The following is a 15,451-nucleotide window of genomic DNA, read 5'->3' as shown; positions in this document are numbered from 1 at the left end:
TTGTAATAAGAGCGCCTGTTTAAGATTGGCAGTTGTAGAGGTTAAAGCGTTATGAAGTTTTCAAATACCTATGTGGGCCTGGGTGAGCGTTTTTATGATAAATCGCAACCAACGGCTGTGCGCTCGCCTAAGCTTTTATTATGGAACACGCGCCTAGCCAATCAATTGAATATTCCGCAAGAGTTGCAGCAAGACGCCGAGTCCTTAGCGCAATACTTCTCGGGCAATCAATTGCTGGCGGGGGCAGAGCCTATTGCAACAGCCTATGCAGGCCATCAGTTTGGCAGTTTTAATCCTCAGCTAGGCGATGGCCGTGCCCATCTATTAGGTGAGCTGTTAGATGATGACGGCAAACGCTGGGATTTGCAGTTGAAAGGTTCTGGGGTGAGCGCCTATTCCAGAGCTGGCGATGGCCGCTGTGCCATAGGCCCGGCAGTACGCGAATTTATTATGAGCGAGTCTATGAAGGCCTTGGGCGTGCCTACTACGGAATGCTTGGCGGTAGTCACTACCGGTGAGACGGTTTACCGGCAGCAAGCCAGCCCGGGGGCGGTAGTGACTAGAGTCGCATCCAGCCATATACGTGTGGGTAGTTTTCAGTTCTTTGCCTCTAAAGGTGATGTGGAATCGCTAACCGCGCTACGTGATTATGCTATAGCTAGGCACTTCCCAGAGATAAAGCAGCAGGCAGCTAACCACTCCGTTGCCTTGGTAGATAAAGTCATAGAAAAACAAATACAGCTAGTAGTTGCATGGATGCGGGTGGGTTTTATTCATGGCGTAATGAATACCGATAATACCGCCATCTCCGGCGATACTATAGATTATGGCCCCTGCGCCATGATGGGTGCTTACGACCCACAAACCGTGTACAGCTCTATAGACCGTAACGGGCGTTATGCCTTTGGTAATCAGCCTAATATTGTTAATTGGAATATGGCGCGGTTTGCCGAAAGCCTGTTGGTGCTACACCCCGAAGATAAAGAGGTGCTGGCACAAATGCAGGGTTTAATTACTGATTTCCCCGAGCGTTTTCAGCAGGCTTATAGCCGCATGATGGCCGATAAGCTGGGGCTGCAAAATTTACAGCAGGGCGATGACGCGCTGATAGCGTTATTTTTAGCTAGGATGGCTGAGTTGAAGCTAGATTATACGAAGACGTTTGATAGCCTAACTAAATCGCTTACCGACACCAAAGTGCAAGCTACTATCGCCGCCGATTTAGGGCCCTGTTACCAACAGTGGCAGCAGCGAGTAGCCACGCAAACAACCAGCGCCCAAGAGCTGCAAGCTGCTATGCGCAAATCTAATCCGGTGGTGATTCCCAGAAACCATCATGTTGAAGCGGTGCTAGCGGCTTGTGAAGAGAGCGGTGAGGCCACTACGGCCTTGGATTTTCTTGCGGTATTACGTCATCCCTATGAAGAAACGGAGCAGAGCGCTCACTACCAATCGGATGATAGCGGTTTTGATCAGGGCTACCAGACCTTTTGTGGAACCTAAGTTAGCTATCTCATCAATGACGTGATGAGATAGCTAAGCAGGGTTTTGCTGACGAAAAGAAGTTGTTTGATAAGGTGAATATATCACCCAGTCACAATTTGGTCTCTGCCGTTTTCTTTGGCTTGGTATAAGGCGGTGTCGGCCCGGTGTATGATGGAGTCGTAGCTATCGTGTTTCTGTAATGAGGTGATGCCTATACTCACGGTTATATTGCTAATATTATCGACGCTGATTGCGGCAATGTTTTTGCTTAACCTTTGGCATATTGCGGTTGCTTCATGCATGGACGTTTCCGGCAAGGCAATAATAAACTCCTCGCCACCCCAACGATAAACCCTGTCATTAGGCCTTAGGCTGCTGTTTAAGGTTTGTGCCAGCGCTATTAAAATATCATCGCCGATTTGGTGGCCGTAGTTATCATTTATTTTTTTAAAGTGATCTATATCAACTATGCCCAATACAAAACCCTGCTGGCTAATAGAGTGGCGTTTCATATAGGTGGGTATCTCTTGATTCGCCGATCGCCTATTACTTAAGCTGGTTAAACTGTCGGTGTGAGCGAATGAGCTCATCAAGGCAGAGGCTTTTTGTAGTTCCTCGTTACTCTTTTCTAATTCTAGAGTTCGCTCTCTTACGGTGTTCTCCAAATCTATATTAAATTGGTATAGCTTATTTTGAGCATTTTTGCGCTGTAGTATATTTCGATATAACAGGGCGATAATAAAGGATAAAAATATAAAAATAGCGATACTGCTATCGATCAAGCTTTTATTTTTTAGGTAAAAGCTGTCGGGTTTATTATATATTTTGCTGTTAGGTGGCAGCTGTTTTTCGTTGATGTGAAAGCGTTGTAGCTGTAAAAAATCAAATTTAGGTTGGTAGAGAGCACTTTCTTTTACGGTGATGTCTTTTACCGCTGTGCCCGCGAGTATACGTAGGGCCATTTTTGCCGCGTTACTGCCATGCTGATAAGGGTCATTCATCATGCCGCCTATGGCACCGTTATTTATCATTAGCGACCCCCACATGCCATAGACTGGCACGCTGCTGCTGGCAGAGAGTTTCGGCAGGTCTTCCTGAAAAGAAAAATAGGCGCCCAGCCTGTCTTTGTGTATGGCCATTAATAAAACGGCAGTGTCTTTGGGTAGTTGGCCTAGCGTGTTGTACAGCTCTGGCAGTGAAAAATCATCAAGTATGGTTATTTCAATATGTTTTTTGCTGGATTTTTTTTGCCATAAGGCTTTTATTTTTTCAGCAGCGCCAACCATTCTTAAACCTAGGCCGGTAGTGTCGCCTATTAGTATTATTTTTTTTACCTTAGGTTGTACTTGCGTGATGAGATTTAGATTACCTTCTATATCCATACCTTCGGCTATACCAGTGATGTTGGGATTGTTGGATAAATCACTAGGGTCGAAAACATTAACACCACAAAATACTATAGGGATGTTGGGGAATAGAGTGTCACCGTATTGCAGCATAAACCGGTAGGCGGCATCATCGCTGGCAATAATAATGTCAGGGATGTTTTTAGAGAATTTATATTGCAATAAGTCGATGAGTTTTTGATTATATACAGGGTCATCGATATAGCGGCGCTTATCCATATATTCTATATAGATATTTTCCTGCGCTATATCCTTGGCTAGTGCATTTCTAACACCGTGAGTCAATTCTTCTGTCCATGTGTATTGCGGGTGGTAGGAGTTAAGCAGTAATACTTTGCTAGAGGCCTGTACAAGGTTAGCGCTAGTGATTAAGAGTAACAGCAATAAAGTAAGACACGGATAGGGCATAGGCGCAGTTGCTTAATGGTTAGGGCTTATTAATTATGGGTATTAATACTTCAAATGCCAGTTTTAGACGGTGTTACTAGGGTTGTCCGGGTATTAATGGCGTAGTTGCAGATAAAGCATTGCCGACAAGGTTTATTGTTAGTTGTTTGTTCATCATTATTAGCGTTTTTGGGCTATATGGAAAGGCGTAAATTATTATGGGCTTGTTAGTCTGGCGCGTGTTACTGATAAAAAGGCCTAAACCGACACTGAGATACGCCATATTTATGGCTTATAAGCCTCACTAAGCGCTGGGCTGGTCTAGCAGGAGGCATTACTGCAAGTAGATGTCGTCCAGCCACAGTGTTTGTGGCGTGGCCTCTATCATAAATAGGCTGAGGTCAACAATATTGGCCATATCCATAGCGCGCTGTACTGGCGCCTGCGCTACCTCGGCTAAGTTGATGCTGAGGTGATTCCAGCCTGGGCTTAGTGTGATTTTTTGATTAAATCTATCGTTATACTCATTCCCCCCTTTGGGGTGTAAGCGGTCATGTATGCGCAGGGTGAGTTGCTGGGTGTGGCCACCGTCCAAATAAAGGCTTAGCTTGAGTTGCTGATAGCCCCGCCAGTCGCCGGGGAGGTGCGCTAAACTGACGCCACTGTATCGTTCTTTATTATTGATTTGTATCGCTAAGGCTGGCGAGGGTAAATGGGCTGCCTGCTTAGCTAAATTAATTTGCGTGTGTATACCTATAGGCTGAAAGCGCGCCAGTTCGCTATGGCTGCTAACGTCGCTGAGTAATGGGAAGCTTTGCTTAGCCAAGTGCTCATCATAGCGGCTAAGCATGTAAGGTTTTAGCATAAATAAAAAAACCAGTAGGCTAAATATTTTAAGCAGTAGGCTGCGAGGCTTTGGCTGGGCTAGGTGGCGTGAGAGCCAGCAAAAAGCCAGTAGCGAGCCTATGCCGTTTTTTGCCAGGTCTGATATGTCTGCGGTTCTGGCAAATAAGGGTTGAATGAGCTCTATGAGTAAACCAAAAAGCAGTGGGTATAGCAGAGCCTCTATGGCTTCTGAGCGCAAGTCGCTATGTTGTTGGCGGCGTTCCAGTAGTATGACTGCGCTAATGCTAAAAAATAAAGCGAGATGACCTAAATTCCAGAGTTGGTGTATAGAGCGTGGCTCTATACCCTGCGGGCTAGCGATGTATAGCAATAATAGGAGGCTGAGTAGTATAAGGCTTATCGTCGCTCTTGATTTATAGAGGGCAATCATCAATCCGTATATGCCTGTAAGGTGTTATACGGTTTAAGTACTTGTGCTAGCCGCCGTTGCATTTTACTTAAGCTCAACCTCTACAAAAGCAAAATCATAGTCGTTAGCATTAATAACATTGTGCTCTATGCCGGCGGGCCGGTAATAGGATTGCCCGGCCGTTAATTGCGCTATGCTTTCGCCTTGTTCGGTAACAATTTTCAATTGTCCGTCTTGCTCCGGAATCACCACATAGTCGTAGGCATGTTTATGCCAGCCGGTTTCACCATTGGGTGGAAAGCACCACTCGGTAACAATAACGCGCTCATTTTCAATTTGTAATAGGCCTTTGGCAGCAGTATGTTTAGTACACATGTAAGAACTCTATATAGTGATAGATGGGGTAGGCATGGTAGTACGATAAGATTGTTGCGTCCATGCTTGGCGCTTATTTAAGATAGCGAGTTTTTTTATCTAAGTGTTACAATATCTGCTTGTCAGATTGACGCTAGTAGTGATACAAAATACAGTTTTAATCGTATTGCGGTGTTAAGAGTTAATGGCATATTAACCTTATATAAGAGGACGCTATGTATATCCTAGTCAAAGTTATCACTTTGTTGTTGCTTGCCATGCCTGCTGTTGCCAGCAGTACTCAGACTATGGCCAGTAATGAGGCGATAGATTTAACGGGGCATTGGGTAGGCTTAGTGTCATTGGCTATTTTTGTAACGGCCTATGTTTTTGTGATATTGGAAGAAAAGCTACATTTGCGAAAATCCAAGCCGGTGCTGTTAGCGGCTGGTTTAATATGGGCACTGATTGCTATTGCTTACCGTGATCACTCTTCTTTAGCAGTAGAGCATGCTATACGGCATAATTTTTTAGAATACGCCGAGCTGTTCTTCTTTTTGTTAGTGGCGATGACCTATATCAATTCTATAATAGAGCGCGGTGTTTTTGATGCGCTAAGGGATTGGTTAATTGAAAATGGTTTTACTTATAAGGGCTTGTTTTGGTTTACCGGTATCCTGGCCTTTTTCATTTCGCCGATTGCCGACAACCTCACTACTGCCTTGATTATGTGTGCGGTGGTGATGACGGTAGGGCAAGGCCATAAACAGTTTATTAATATCAGCTGTATTAACATCGTCGTAGCTGCCAATGCCGGTGGTGCTTTTAGCCCCTTCGGTGACATTACTACGCTAATGGTATGGCAAAAAGGCATTATTGAGTTTTTCACTTTTTTCCAATTATTCATACCCGCAGCGGTTAATTTTCTAATCCCCGCCTTCATTATGAGCTTTGCTATACCCACCGGCCTGCCACCGGCCAATAATGGCCAGAAGGCCAGCATTAAGCCAGGTGGCTTAGCTATAGTCGGGTTGTTTATTGCTACAATTTGTACGGCAGTGAGCTTTCATCAGTTTTTACATCTGCCGCCGGTGTTTGGCATGATGACCGGTTTGGCTTATTTGAAGTTTTACGGATTTTATTTACGCAAAGCGGGCCATGATGCCCCGCAATCCAGCATACCTACCGACAGACCAGAAAAGCCCTTTGATATTTTTGAGCGGGTGGCCCATGCCGAATGGGATACCCTGTTTTTCTTTTACGGGGTGATTATGGTGGTAGGTGGCTTGGGCTTTATCGGTTATTTAGAGCTGGCTTCGGTTGCTATGTATGGCGAGCTAGGGCCTACCATGGCCAATATTGTCGTAGGTTTGTTATCGGCGGTGGTGGATAATATTCCGGTGATGTTTGCGGTGCTAACCATGCAGCCAGATATGTCGCAGACGCAGTGGCTACTAGTGACCTTAACAGCTGGCGTAGGGGGTAGTTTACTCTCTATTGGCTCTGCTGCTGGGGTGGCGCTAATGGGCCAAGCCAGAGGTTATTACACCTTTTTCGGTCATTTAAAATGGTTGCCGGCCATTGCTTTGGGCTATGCCGGTAGTATTTATGTGCATTTATTAATACAGGGTTGATAGCTTAATACAGGGCTGATAGCGCGCAGCCCCTTTTCAACGCTACATACGTTAAAGCCCTACGCTAGCCATTTATCGAAAGGGATAGTTTCTACTGTTTCCCCTGCGGCGATATTACCTGACTCACGGGGGATCTTGATATAGCAGTTGGCCTTGCTAACTGAGGATAAAATGCCTGAGCCTTGCTCGCCAGTATCATTGACGATCAGCCCGCCGTTGCCGTCACGGCTTACTATGCCGCGCTGAAAATCGGTCCGTCCGGGCTGCTTTCTCAAGGCTATTTGAGTGCGTGCTGGCAGTGACAGGCTGGTCAGGTTTTGCTCGCCGGCTAGTGCCCTGAGTGTAGGGGTAACTAGCTGGTGAAAGGTGACGGTAGCGGCTACGGGGTTGCCCGGTAGGCCAAAAAATAACGCCTTGCCTATGCTGCCAAAGGCAAAGGGTTTACCGGGTTTGATGGCTATCTTCCAAAAATTGACCTGGCCGATTTTGTTTAATATGTCTTTGGTGTAATCAGCTTCCCCCACCGATACACCCCCTGAGCTGACGATGGCATCACAGCTGGCAGCGGCCTCTATAAATACTTGCTCCAGCCTTGCAGGGTCATCGGGGATAACTCCCAAGTTCAGTACATCCGCACCCAGCCGCGCCAGCATGGCTGCCACCACATAGCGATTGCTGTCATAAATACAGCCCTTGGCCAGCGCCGTACCCGGCAGTTGTAGCTCATCACCGGTAGAAAATAGCGCAACTTTAAGTCGGCGATAAACCTTAACCTCAGCCACGCCCACCGAGGCGATTAAACCTATATCTACGGGGCTTAGGCGTTTGCCCTGCTGCAGTATGCAGCTGCCAGCGGTAATATCTTCCCCTGCAAAACGGATATTGTTATGCACCTCAGCGCGTTCATGAAAGCGGATTTGCTCGCCTTCGGCGCTGCAGCGCTCTTGCATAATCACGCAATCGGCACCATCGGGTATGGCGGCGCCAGTCATAATGCGCACGCATTGGCCTTGGCTTACTTTGCCAGCAAAAGGCCGGCCGGCCATAGCCTTGCCTATCAAGCTTAGGTTTTGTTGCTGGGCTAGGTCGCCTGCGCGTAAGGCATAGCCGTCCATAGCCGAGTTGTCATAGCCGGGTACATTAAAGCCCGCCTGTAGGTCGCAGGCCAACACTCTATCCAGCGCCTGCTCTAAGAGTATGTTTTCAGTGCTGTTGAGAGCAGTGACTGCCTCTTGCAGTAATTGCTGGGCTGCCTCTAAGGGCATAAGGCCGTTACTTGCACAAGAGTCCATGGGGTTTTACCTTTATAGAGTGTTATTAGGCTAAGCTTGAATGCTGTAAGCGTATACAGCCCGCAGAGCCTATAAAAAACTAGCGCTAATTAGCAAGTTATTTATAGCCTAAACCCATGAGCTGATTAAATAATGCGCACTTCACTGGGGTAGATGTTTTTTGCATTTCTTAGTCCATATCAGTATAAGTACTGCCTATCTTTATTCCATAGTGGTAGCTAAAATTTCGGTTCAAATTCTTAGTAATAAGCTGTTTTTTTAGGAATTTGAGCTACAAAATGACATTGACCCCATGACTAGCGGCAGATAAAACCCTAATGAGCAAAGTTGTAGATCGTAAATCCAAGGACACGGACAGCGACATAGATAGCGCCCCGTGGCTAGACATACTGCAAAAAACTGAAATGCGGGCTTTGGCCTCGGTGAGCAGTGAAATTACCTCACTAATTGGTAATGCCAATACCAGCGCCAGCGGTTTAGCCGAGATTATCTTAAAAGATGCAGCGTTAACCTCGCAGGTGTTAAAAATCGCTAATAGCGTAGAGTATAAACCCGGCTCAGCCATGCGCCTGCCGTTGAAGGCCAGCGACCAAGACAGTGCGCTGCGCCAAGCGATAGTGCGTATAGGCTTTAATGGCATACGCTGTATTTGCATATCTATTGCATTAATCGACAGCATTATCAAAAAACCCAATAAACAAAAGCGTTTACTGCTGTGTTTGGCGCAGAGTTTTCATACGGCGGTGCATGCTAGAAATATTGCCCAGCAAATGAAAAGTTGTCGCAGTGAAGATGTTTTTATTGCCGGTTTATTGCAAAATCTGGGGGAATTGGTTTTTTGGGCTAGCCCCATAGCTGAAAGTCTAGAATACAAAAAGCTATTACAAAAAAATCACGGCAGTGCCTCTGTGGCGGCGCAGCAATTAACGGGTATGTCTTTTATCGATATGTCTAAGGCCTTGGCCGATAGCTGGTCGCTGAGCGAAACCCTATCCGATAGTTTTAACCCTGCTAAACATAGCCCAGAGGTGAAAGCGATCAACCTGGGCAATATGATGAGCAGTGGTATAGAGGCAGGCTGGGATTCTAAGCTATTGACTAGCGCTTTAAATAAAATCACCAAAGATTTTTCTTTAGATATTAGTAGCGGTATGGACTTGTTGCGCAAAGGTGCCGACGAAGCTATGGCGATGGCGAAGGAGTATGGGCCTAGCATAGGGAGCGATTTAATGCCTGCGCAGCATGCTGTCGACATAGAGGCGATGGAGCCCGTCGATGATATAGAGGCTACAGAAAAAACATTGCGTGATATTGAATCATTGTTACTGCGCTCCAATAGCCATGTAGACAATGCTGCACAAGCAGGCATAGCAACAACTGCGCAGCCTAGTAGTACACAAAAAACTACCGCGAAAAATAAGCTACAAGAAAAAGTACTAGAGCAGAAACAGGTGCTAAGGCCAGCCAGTGCTGTTAGACAAATGGAATTGATCGAAGAGTTGTGGGCAGCGGCCGAAGGGCAAAAACCAGTGGCCAGTGTGTGCAAAATTATCGCCGACGGTATCTACGACGCCATAGGCCTAGAGCGGGTGGCGGTTTTTATTAAGGTGAATAAAAAGGAAGAAATCAAACTCGCTTATTTAGCCGGTAGTCATATTGAACACTGGACCCAAGATTTGGAACTTTCAATCAGTGAATCTCAGGATTCAATTTTCCGCTATTGTTCTCGTAGCTCCGGCCCCGTATGGGTGTCTCCCGACAAAACCACCGGCTTAGATAAGCTGTTAAGCAAGCCGGTAAAAGCCTTAATCGCTGAACAAAAGCGCTTTGTGATGGCACCTATCAAAAGCGGCCTACGTGTGGTGGCTTTGGTATATGCCGATATGGCCGGCGAAGAGCTGGAACTGACGGAGCAGCACTTTGCTGACTTTTCGCGTGTTATTAAACAAGCGGGTAGGGCATTATCTGCACAGTAGCGATAAAAGTTGTAGCGTCATCGTGTTTTTTTGATCTATATAATGCTAAGAGTGGACGGCAATGGCGCAGTACTTATATCAGGGGAAATAGTTTAAAAACGATCAGACCCATAACTGTTCCTGTTTATTTTCCTTGGGTGCTTTTATGATTGCTAATTCAAAAAACAATACGGAGCTCGCAACGTGCCTATCGCTTTACATCAACCGAAAATTAAGGTGGGCGATAAAGTTACCCTTAAGCCTAAAAGCCCTCACTTTTTGGAACTGGGGAAAAACTTGGGTGTGGTTGAAGGGGTAGTGCTCAATCGTATGGGATATTGGGATGTGACGGTTGATTACATCACTAAAAAAATTCAAATTGAATCCAGTCAACTGGGCCTGTTCAAAAAAAGACGTTAACACTTACTGTCATAACGACTAGCTATAGTCATCTCTTCTTTTTTCTTCCTTCAATTATCTGCGTTAAAAAGTTCATTGCCCAGCGACTCGCTGCTGAACAATGAACAGAGGGGACTGATTTTATTCTGGTATTATTCTAAGTCAGCAGGCTCATGGGCTGTGATGCAGTGCATACCACCACCACCTAAGTTAATCGCATAGGGGTTAACACCCACCACGCTGCGATTAGGGAACACCGATTGCAATACGCTAATAGCCTGTTGGTCGCGCTGTTGCACGCCTAAGTCGCCACCGGCTTGGTAGTATTGCGGCACGATAATCACACCATTGGCAATAACAAAGTTCATATAGCTGCTTGCGGCGGCGATATAAACCGAGTTGGGCAGTGAGTCCAAGGTATCATCAAACAGAAACTCAGAAAGCCATTCGTTCATGGTATCGCTGCGATTAGTCAGTTCATAGGACATATCGGTATGTGGCATACGCACGATGGTGAAGAGGTTACCATCTTGGTCGCGGGCTTTTTTTAGCACCTGAAAGTTTGCCTCTAAGCGTTGCTGTGACAAGGCGGCTATGCCGCTAGTGTCGTGGGCTACTTGCTCATCGGTAATCTCTGCCAACGCTATGGTGTTGGGGCCTACAAAGCGCGCGTACTCGTCAACATGGCCACCGGTGCCAAAGGTATAGGCCTTAGTGCCGGGCTGCGGGCCGGGTATGCTAGTAAAGGCGAAGGGATCTTCTACCAATCCTTGCTCCAACCAGAGGACTTTTTTCACGTTAAATACACGCTTAAATTCATCTTCGATGATGGCTCTTTTAGTGCCATTAACGCTGTTATCTTCGCCGTAGATGTAGTGCTTGAGTTCGGATTGGCCTTCAGGGTTACGTTGGTCCTCAACCGCCCAAGTCAGCATCATAGTACCTTGGCCGTTAAACTCGTGATTGCCGCCTTCATGAACTAGCCATGAGCTTTGTATATCCAAGCCCAGCTTGCCGGCTAGTAGTTTGTCTAGGTTGCCTTCGGTTTGGCTGTAAGGTTCGTATAAGCCATAAGCACCCCAGCCGGTAAACTGAAAGTCCACCATCTCTTTTTTGGTGCCGTTATAGCGAAATACTGGGCCCATATCCCGCAGCCACATATCGTCGCGCTTGGCGGCCATAAACTCGATATTATCCAGCGGTATACCGCGGTTAATAATCTGCGTTCTGATGTTACTGATGTCACTAGTTTTTATCACCTGTACTACCACAGTGGTATGGGCTTGTGCGGCAGCAATGATGTTTAATACCGGTACTGTGGTGCTAAAACCGTTGACGTAGGTATAACTTGGCCAGGCGACCCATAAAGCTTTTTGTGGTTCAAACTCTGCTGGCATTCTAATTTCTGCATGCAGCGTAGAGGCGAAGGTTAAGGTTGCAGCGGCTATAGCTAAGCCAGCCAACAACGTACGGGATTTATTTAACATAGATTGTTACCTTATTTTAATTGTTATTGGGGCAGCTATTAAATAACGATTATTTTTTGATAAATACCCACATTCGCGGGTGATAGCGGTATAGCTTAGTTTTAACTGTTTTAACTGTTTTAACTGTTTTAACTGTTTTAACTGTTTTAAAAACAGTTTTAGCGGCGAATTTTATTAGGGCGTAAATAGAAAAACAGTAAGAAAATATTGTATCTATACAGGGTTGTAACCTACCCCATCGGGCTATTCTTATGCGGTGTGGGCTGTGCAATAGTTTAGGCTGTTACAGTTATATGCAGAGGTTATGCTTGGGTTTTAATGGTTGTGATAATTATAAGAGCATAATAAAACCACGTTTTATAAGTATGAAAATACAAAGATAAAATAATAATTGGCATTGGCGCTATAACAATAACGATAGCAACGTGGGGACGTGATATGACTATGGTATTTAGCTTATGGTGGCCGTTATGATTAATGGCAGTGGCTTTGAATGGCAGGAGAGCGTTTCGCAGTTAATTAATGTGTTGCAGCGGTCAGACTTTGCAGCGTCTTTTCTTAACAGTATTAAAGCCATTAGTGATTTTGATAGTGCGGTTATTATGGCCTATGGCGTAGGCCCCACACCAAAAATATTGCACGATCAGTTGGACGATGAATACAAAGATGCCTTTTACGACAGATACCTAAAGGGGGCTTTTATACTAAGCCCCCTATACCAAAGCTATAAAAATAACGCCAATGGATTTTTTCATATTAACGACGCGGCTCCAGAAGGCTTCTTTGATAGTGAATATCACCAAAAATATTACTGTTACAGCGGTTTGATCGATCAGGTTTTTTATTTGAAACAATTCGGTGCAGGCGTTGCCATCGTGGTTTCTCTTGCTAGAACACGAAAGTTACCGCCATTTAGCCGTTTAGAAAAAATGGCCTTAAAGTCTATAGAATCCATCATTATCTCTTTGGTAGCTAAGAACTGGGAAAAGTTGGCCAACGATGAATATAAGTTTTGTGATTACCTCAACAAAGCGTTTGAAAACTTTGGCCGCTCGGTGTTGAGTAAACGCGAGAAAGATGCCGTTAACTGTATGCTTAGAGGCAGTTCCTCAAAATCGGCTGCCAGAGAAATGGGTATATCCACAGAGACTGAGCGCTCATATAGAAAGACGATATATAACAAGCTAAATGTGTGTTCGCATTCTGAAATCTATCATTTGTTTTTTAAGTCTTTGGAATTCGCTGATAGGGGTGAAGATTGCGATCCTTTGTCGCTGCTATGGCATAGCGCCAAAATTAGCCATTAATAGCCAATATTTTATCCTGCATAGGCTAGTTACGGAGGACATAAAAAATATACCCTCATATGAGGGGTTTTTTATTCTGGATAGTCCATGCAATATGTCATTCGTGTGCGGATGGAGTTGTGCGTTTGCAAAGTAACCATGAGCAATAAGTCATGCCATTTACCGCTAGAGTAAAGGCGTTGAATAATAAAAATGTGAGGATTTAATGAAACTATTTAATAAGAAAAAACTCAACAAAATTATAGCGTTAACAGCTGTTGTGGGGGCAGGTCAGATATGTTCGGCTGCCTTGGAGGAGGTCGTTGTTACAGCGCAAAAACGTGAGCAAAGCGTGCAAGAAGTGCCTATTGCTATTACCTCTATAGGCGGCGAGGATTTAAAAAACCTAGGTTTTAAATCGGCCGCTGATGTTCAGTTTCAAACCCCAGGCTTAATTGTTTCTTACGCGTCTAGTAATGCTATCCCCAACTTTACTTTACGTGGTGTAGGCTTAAATGATTTTACCGCCGTACAAAGCTCGCCTATAGCGATACATGTGGATGATATTTATTACGGTAATTCTACCTTGCTTAACTTCGCGCTGTTTGATGTTAATAGAGTTGAAGTGTTAAAAGGCCCTCAGGGTACCTTATATGGTCGTAACTCCACTGGTGGTGCGGTTAACTTTTTCTCTAATAAACCCACGCAAGAATTTGAAGCGGGTATCGATTTTGGCGTGGCCAACTATGATGCCTATACTGCAGAAGGCTTTGTCAGCGGTCCGCTAAGTGATGATATTTCCGGTCGCTTGTCGGTGAATACCGTTAATCAAAGTGGTGGCCCTTACAAGCATAGCGTACATGGCGAGATAGGCGATGTTGAAAAATACGCTGTTCGTGCACAAATATTATGGGATGTTAATGAAAAGTTAACGGTACACGCTTCGATGATGGGTGGTAGTGAAGAGTCTGATGCTGGTCAGTATAATAGTTACCCCACTTTTGCCGGTGACGGCTCTTGGAATGTTTGTGCTCCTATAGCCGCAGGTAAGTTAAGCAATTCTACTGATTGTTATTATGACCCCGACACCGCCGCGGTTACGATAGACGATAACGATCCCTATACTACCAATGCCGGCATAGTAAACCGCGATGAAATCGATGTGTTTGGTGCTTCGGTATCGATTAACTATGACATGGGTGATTTCAGCCTAACGTCTATTACCGGATATAACACGGTAGATAGAAAGTCGCAGGAAGACGCCGATGGTTCACCGTTCCGCTCAGTAGATGTGGGTTATGAAACCGAGTTTGATCAACTGACTGAAGAATTGCGTTTATCCTATGATAGTGGCGACGGTTGGAACTCAACACTAGGCTTATTTCTATCGACGGATACCCTAGACACCCCTAGAACCGAAACCGATTTAACCGAAATTTACGGCGGCTTCCGTCAAAACCATAGCTATGAATTAGAGACGGATTCTGCGGCTATATTTTGGCACAACGAATATGCCTTAACTGATGCCTTAACGGCAGTACTGGGTTTACGTTATACCGATGAAACTCGTAAGTTTGTGGGTGGCACCTTTAATAATGAGCCTGGTGTAGGTCCAGATGCTAACGGTGATTTCGTGCCAGCACCTTTACTAACCTCAGATTTAGTTTATGCCTTTATTGATGATGAGGTCGATTTTAAAGAATCGTCTTATCGCGTAGGTTTAAACTATGACCTTAACGACACCACTATGGTGTATGCCAGTATTGCCGATAGCTTTAAGAGCGGTGGTTATATAGGCGATATTACCGAGCAAGCGATACTTGAACAGCCCTATGATGAAGAAACCTTAACGGCTTATGAGATTGGTATTAAATCGGATTTGCTAGACGGTAGTTTGCGCTGGAATGGTTCGCTTTTTTATTATGACTATGACGACGTGATTCTTGCCATGACCATTGGCGGTGGTGACTTAGCAACGCTATTGATTAATGAAAATGCTTCGGATGCAACCATTAAAGGTTTTGAAACTGATGTTTGGTGGGCTCCTTCGGATCATATCGATGTAAAACTAGGTGGGGTTTACCTGGAGACTAAACAAAAAGCTATTGCTACTGAGCCTTTTGATGTGGCGCCAGGGCGTGATGGCCAGCATATGCCCTATGCTCCTGAGGTTAGCGGTAATGGTTTAATCCGTTATAGCAATACCGTAGCTGATGGTTTAATGGGCTCTGTGCAGTTGGACTTCACCACGCGTGCTCATCACTATGCAGAAATTGATAATAGTAAAATTTCTAAAATAGATGGCTACACCTTGTTTAATGCGCGTGTAAGCTTAGACGCAGAAGAGAGTGGTTGGTCAGCTTCGTTATGGGTGAAAAACATAGCGGATAAAGAGTACACGCAATATATAAACGATCTGCAAGGTTTAGGTGCGGTGCTAACCACGCCTAGTTACCCCAGAACTTATGGTGTAGACCTTTCATTACGTTTTTAAATAGTCACTGACGTTTG

11 protein-coding genes are annotated in these 15,451 nt (G+C 45.1%); 6 read left to right on the top strand and 5 right to left on the bottom strand.

The features are described from left to right. Positions 1-51: 51 nt before the first annotated feature. Complete coding sequence (locus tag B067_RS0105505; protein WP_019529068.1) at positions 52-1,503, top strand: protein adenylyltransferase SelO; 1,452 nt, start codon at positions 52-54, stop codon at positions 1,501-1,503. An 83-nt stretch (positions 1,504-1,586) separates the two neighbouring features. Here the strand turns inward: B067_RS0105505 and B067_RS0105500 are convergent, their stop codons facing one another. The 3 genes from B067_RS0105500 to B067_RS0105490 form a co-directional block, all read right to left on the bottom strand. Further along, a complete protein-coding gene (locus B067_RS0105500) occupies positions 1,587-3,299 on the bottom strand; it encodes an ABC transporter substrate binding protein (protein WP_019529067.1) in 1,713 nt (570 codons plus the stop codon). A 313-nt stretch (positions 3,300-3,612) separates the two neighbouring features. Continuing rightward, positions 3,613-4,554, bottom strand: coding sequence for a carbohydrate binding domain-containing protein (locus B067_RS0105495; RefSeq protein WP_019529065.1), 942 nt, complete (start codon positions 4,552-4,554; stop codon positions 3,613-3,615). A 63-nt stretch (positions 4,555-4,617) separates the two neighbouring features. Then, positions 4,618-4,908, bottom strand: coding sequence for a cupin domain-containing protein (locus tag B067_RS0105490; protein ID WP_019529064.1), 291 nt, complete (start codon positions 4,906-4,908; stop codon positions 4,618-4,620). Positions 4,909-5,123: 215 nt separating this feature from the next. On the opposite strand from B067_RS0105490, the gene nhaD reads away from it, so the two are divergent. Beyond that, positions 5,124-6,521 (top strand): sodium:proton antiporter NhaD, encoded by a 1,398-nt coding sequence (nhaD, locus tag B067_RS0105485; protein WP_019529063.1) that lies wholly within the window; start codon positions 5,124-5,126, stop codon positions 6,519-6,521. Between the two features lie 59 nt (positions 6,522-6,580). Here the strand turns inward: nhaD and moeA are convergent, their stop codons facing one another. Beyond that, entirely contained in the window at positions 6,581-7,813 is a 1,233-nt protein-coding gene (gene moeA, locus B067_RS0105480) for a molybdopterin molybdotransferase MoeA (protein ID WP_019529062.1), read from the bottom strand. Between the two features lie 317 nt (positions 7,814-8,130). Between moeA and B067_RS0105475 the strand changes: the two genes are divergently transcribed. Together B067_RS0105475 and B067_RS0105470 are read left to right on the top strand one after the other, a co-directional pair. After that, the gene (locus tag B067_RS0105475) at positions 8,131-9,789 is read left to right on the top strand and encodes an HDOD domain-containing protein (protein WP_019529061.1); all 1,659 of its coding nucleotides are present in this window, start codon (positions 8,131-8,133) and stop codon (positions 9,787-9,789) included. Positions 9,790-9,972: 183 nt separating this feature from the next. After that, the gene (locus B067_RS0105470) at positions 9,973-10,188 is read left to right on the top strand and encodes a hypothetical protein (protein ID WP_019529060.1); all 216 of its coding nucleotides are present in this window, start codon (positions 9,973-9,975) and stop codon (positions 10,186-10,188) included. Between the two features lie 131 nt (positions 10,189-10,319). Here B067_RS0105470 and B067_RS19725 read toward each other — a convergent pair whose 3' ends face one another. Further along, a complete protein-coding gene (locus tag B067_RS19725) occupies positions 10,320-11,654 on the bottom strand; it encodes an agmatine deiminase family protein (RefSeq protein WP_019529059.1) in 1,335 nt (444 codons plus the stop codon). A gap of 470 nt (positions 11,655-12,124) precedes the next feature. Between B067_RS19725 and B067_RS0105460 the strand changes: the two genes are divergently transcribed. Together B067_RS0105460 and B067_RS0105455 are read left to right on the top strand one after the other, a co-directional pair. Then, entirely contained in the window at positions 12,125-12,961 is an 837-nt protein-coding gene (locus B067_RS0105460; protein WP_169335549.1) for a helix-turn-helix transcriptional regulator, read from the top strand. Positions 12,962-13,166: 205 nt separating this feature from the next. Continuing rightward, a complete protein-coding gene (locus B067_RS0105455) occupies positions 13,167-15,434 on the top strand; it encodes a TonB-dependent receptor (RefSeq protein ID WP_019529057.1) in 2,268 nt (755 codons plus the stop codon). Positions 15,435-15,451: the final 17 nt, after the last annotated feature.

Source organism: Dasania marina DSM 21967, assembly GCF_000373485.1.
In the GTDB taxonomy this organism is placed as follows: domain Bacteria; phylum Pseudomonadota; class Gammaproteobacteria; order Pseudomonadales; family Dasaniaceae; genus Dasania; species Dasania marina.
This window is presented reverse-complemented; position numbering and strand designations above follow the sequence as displayed.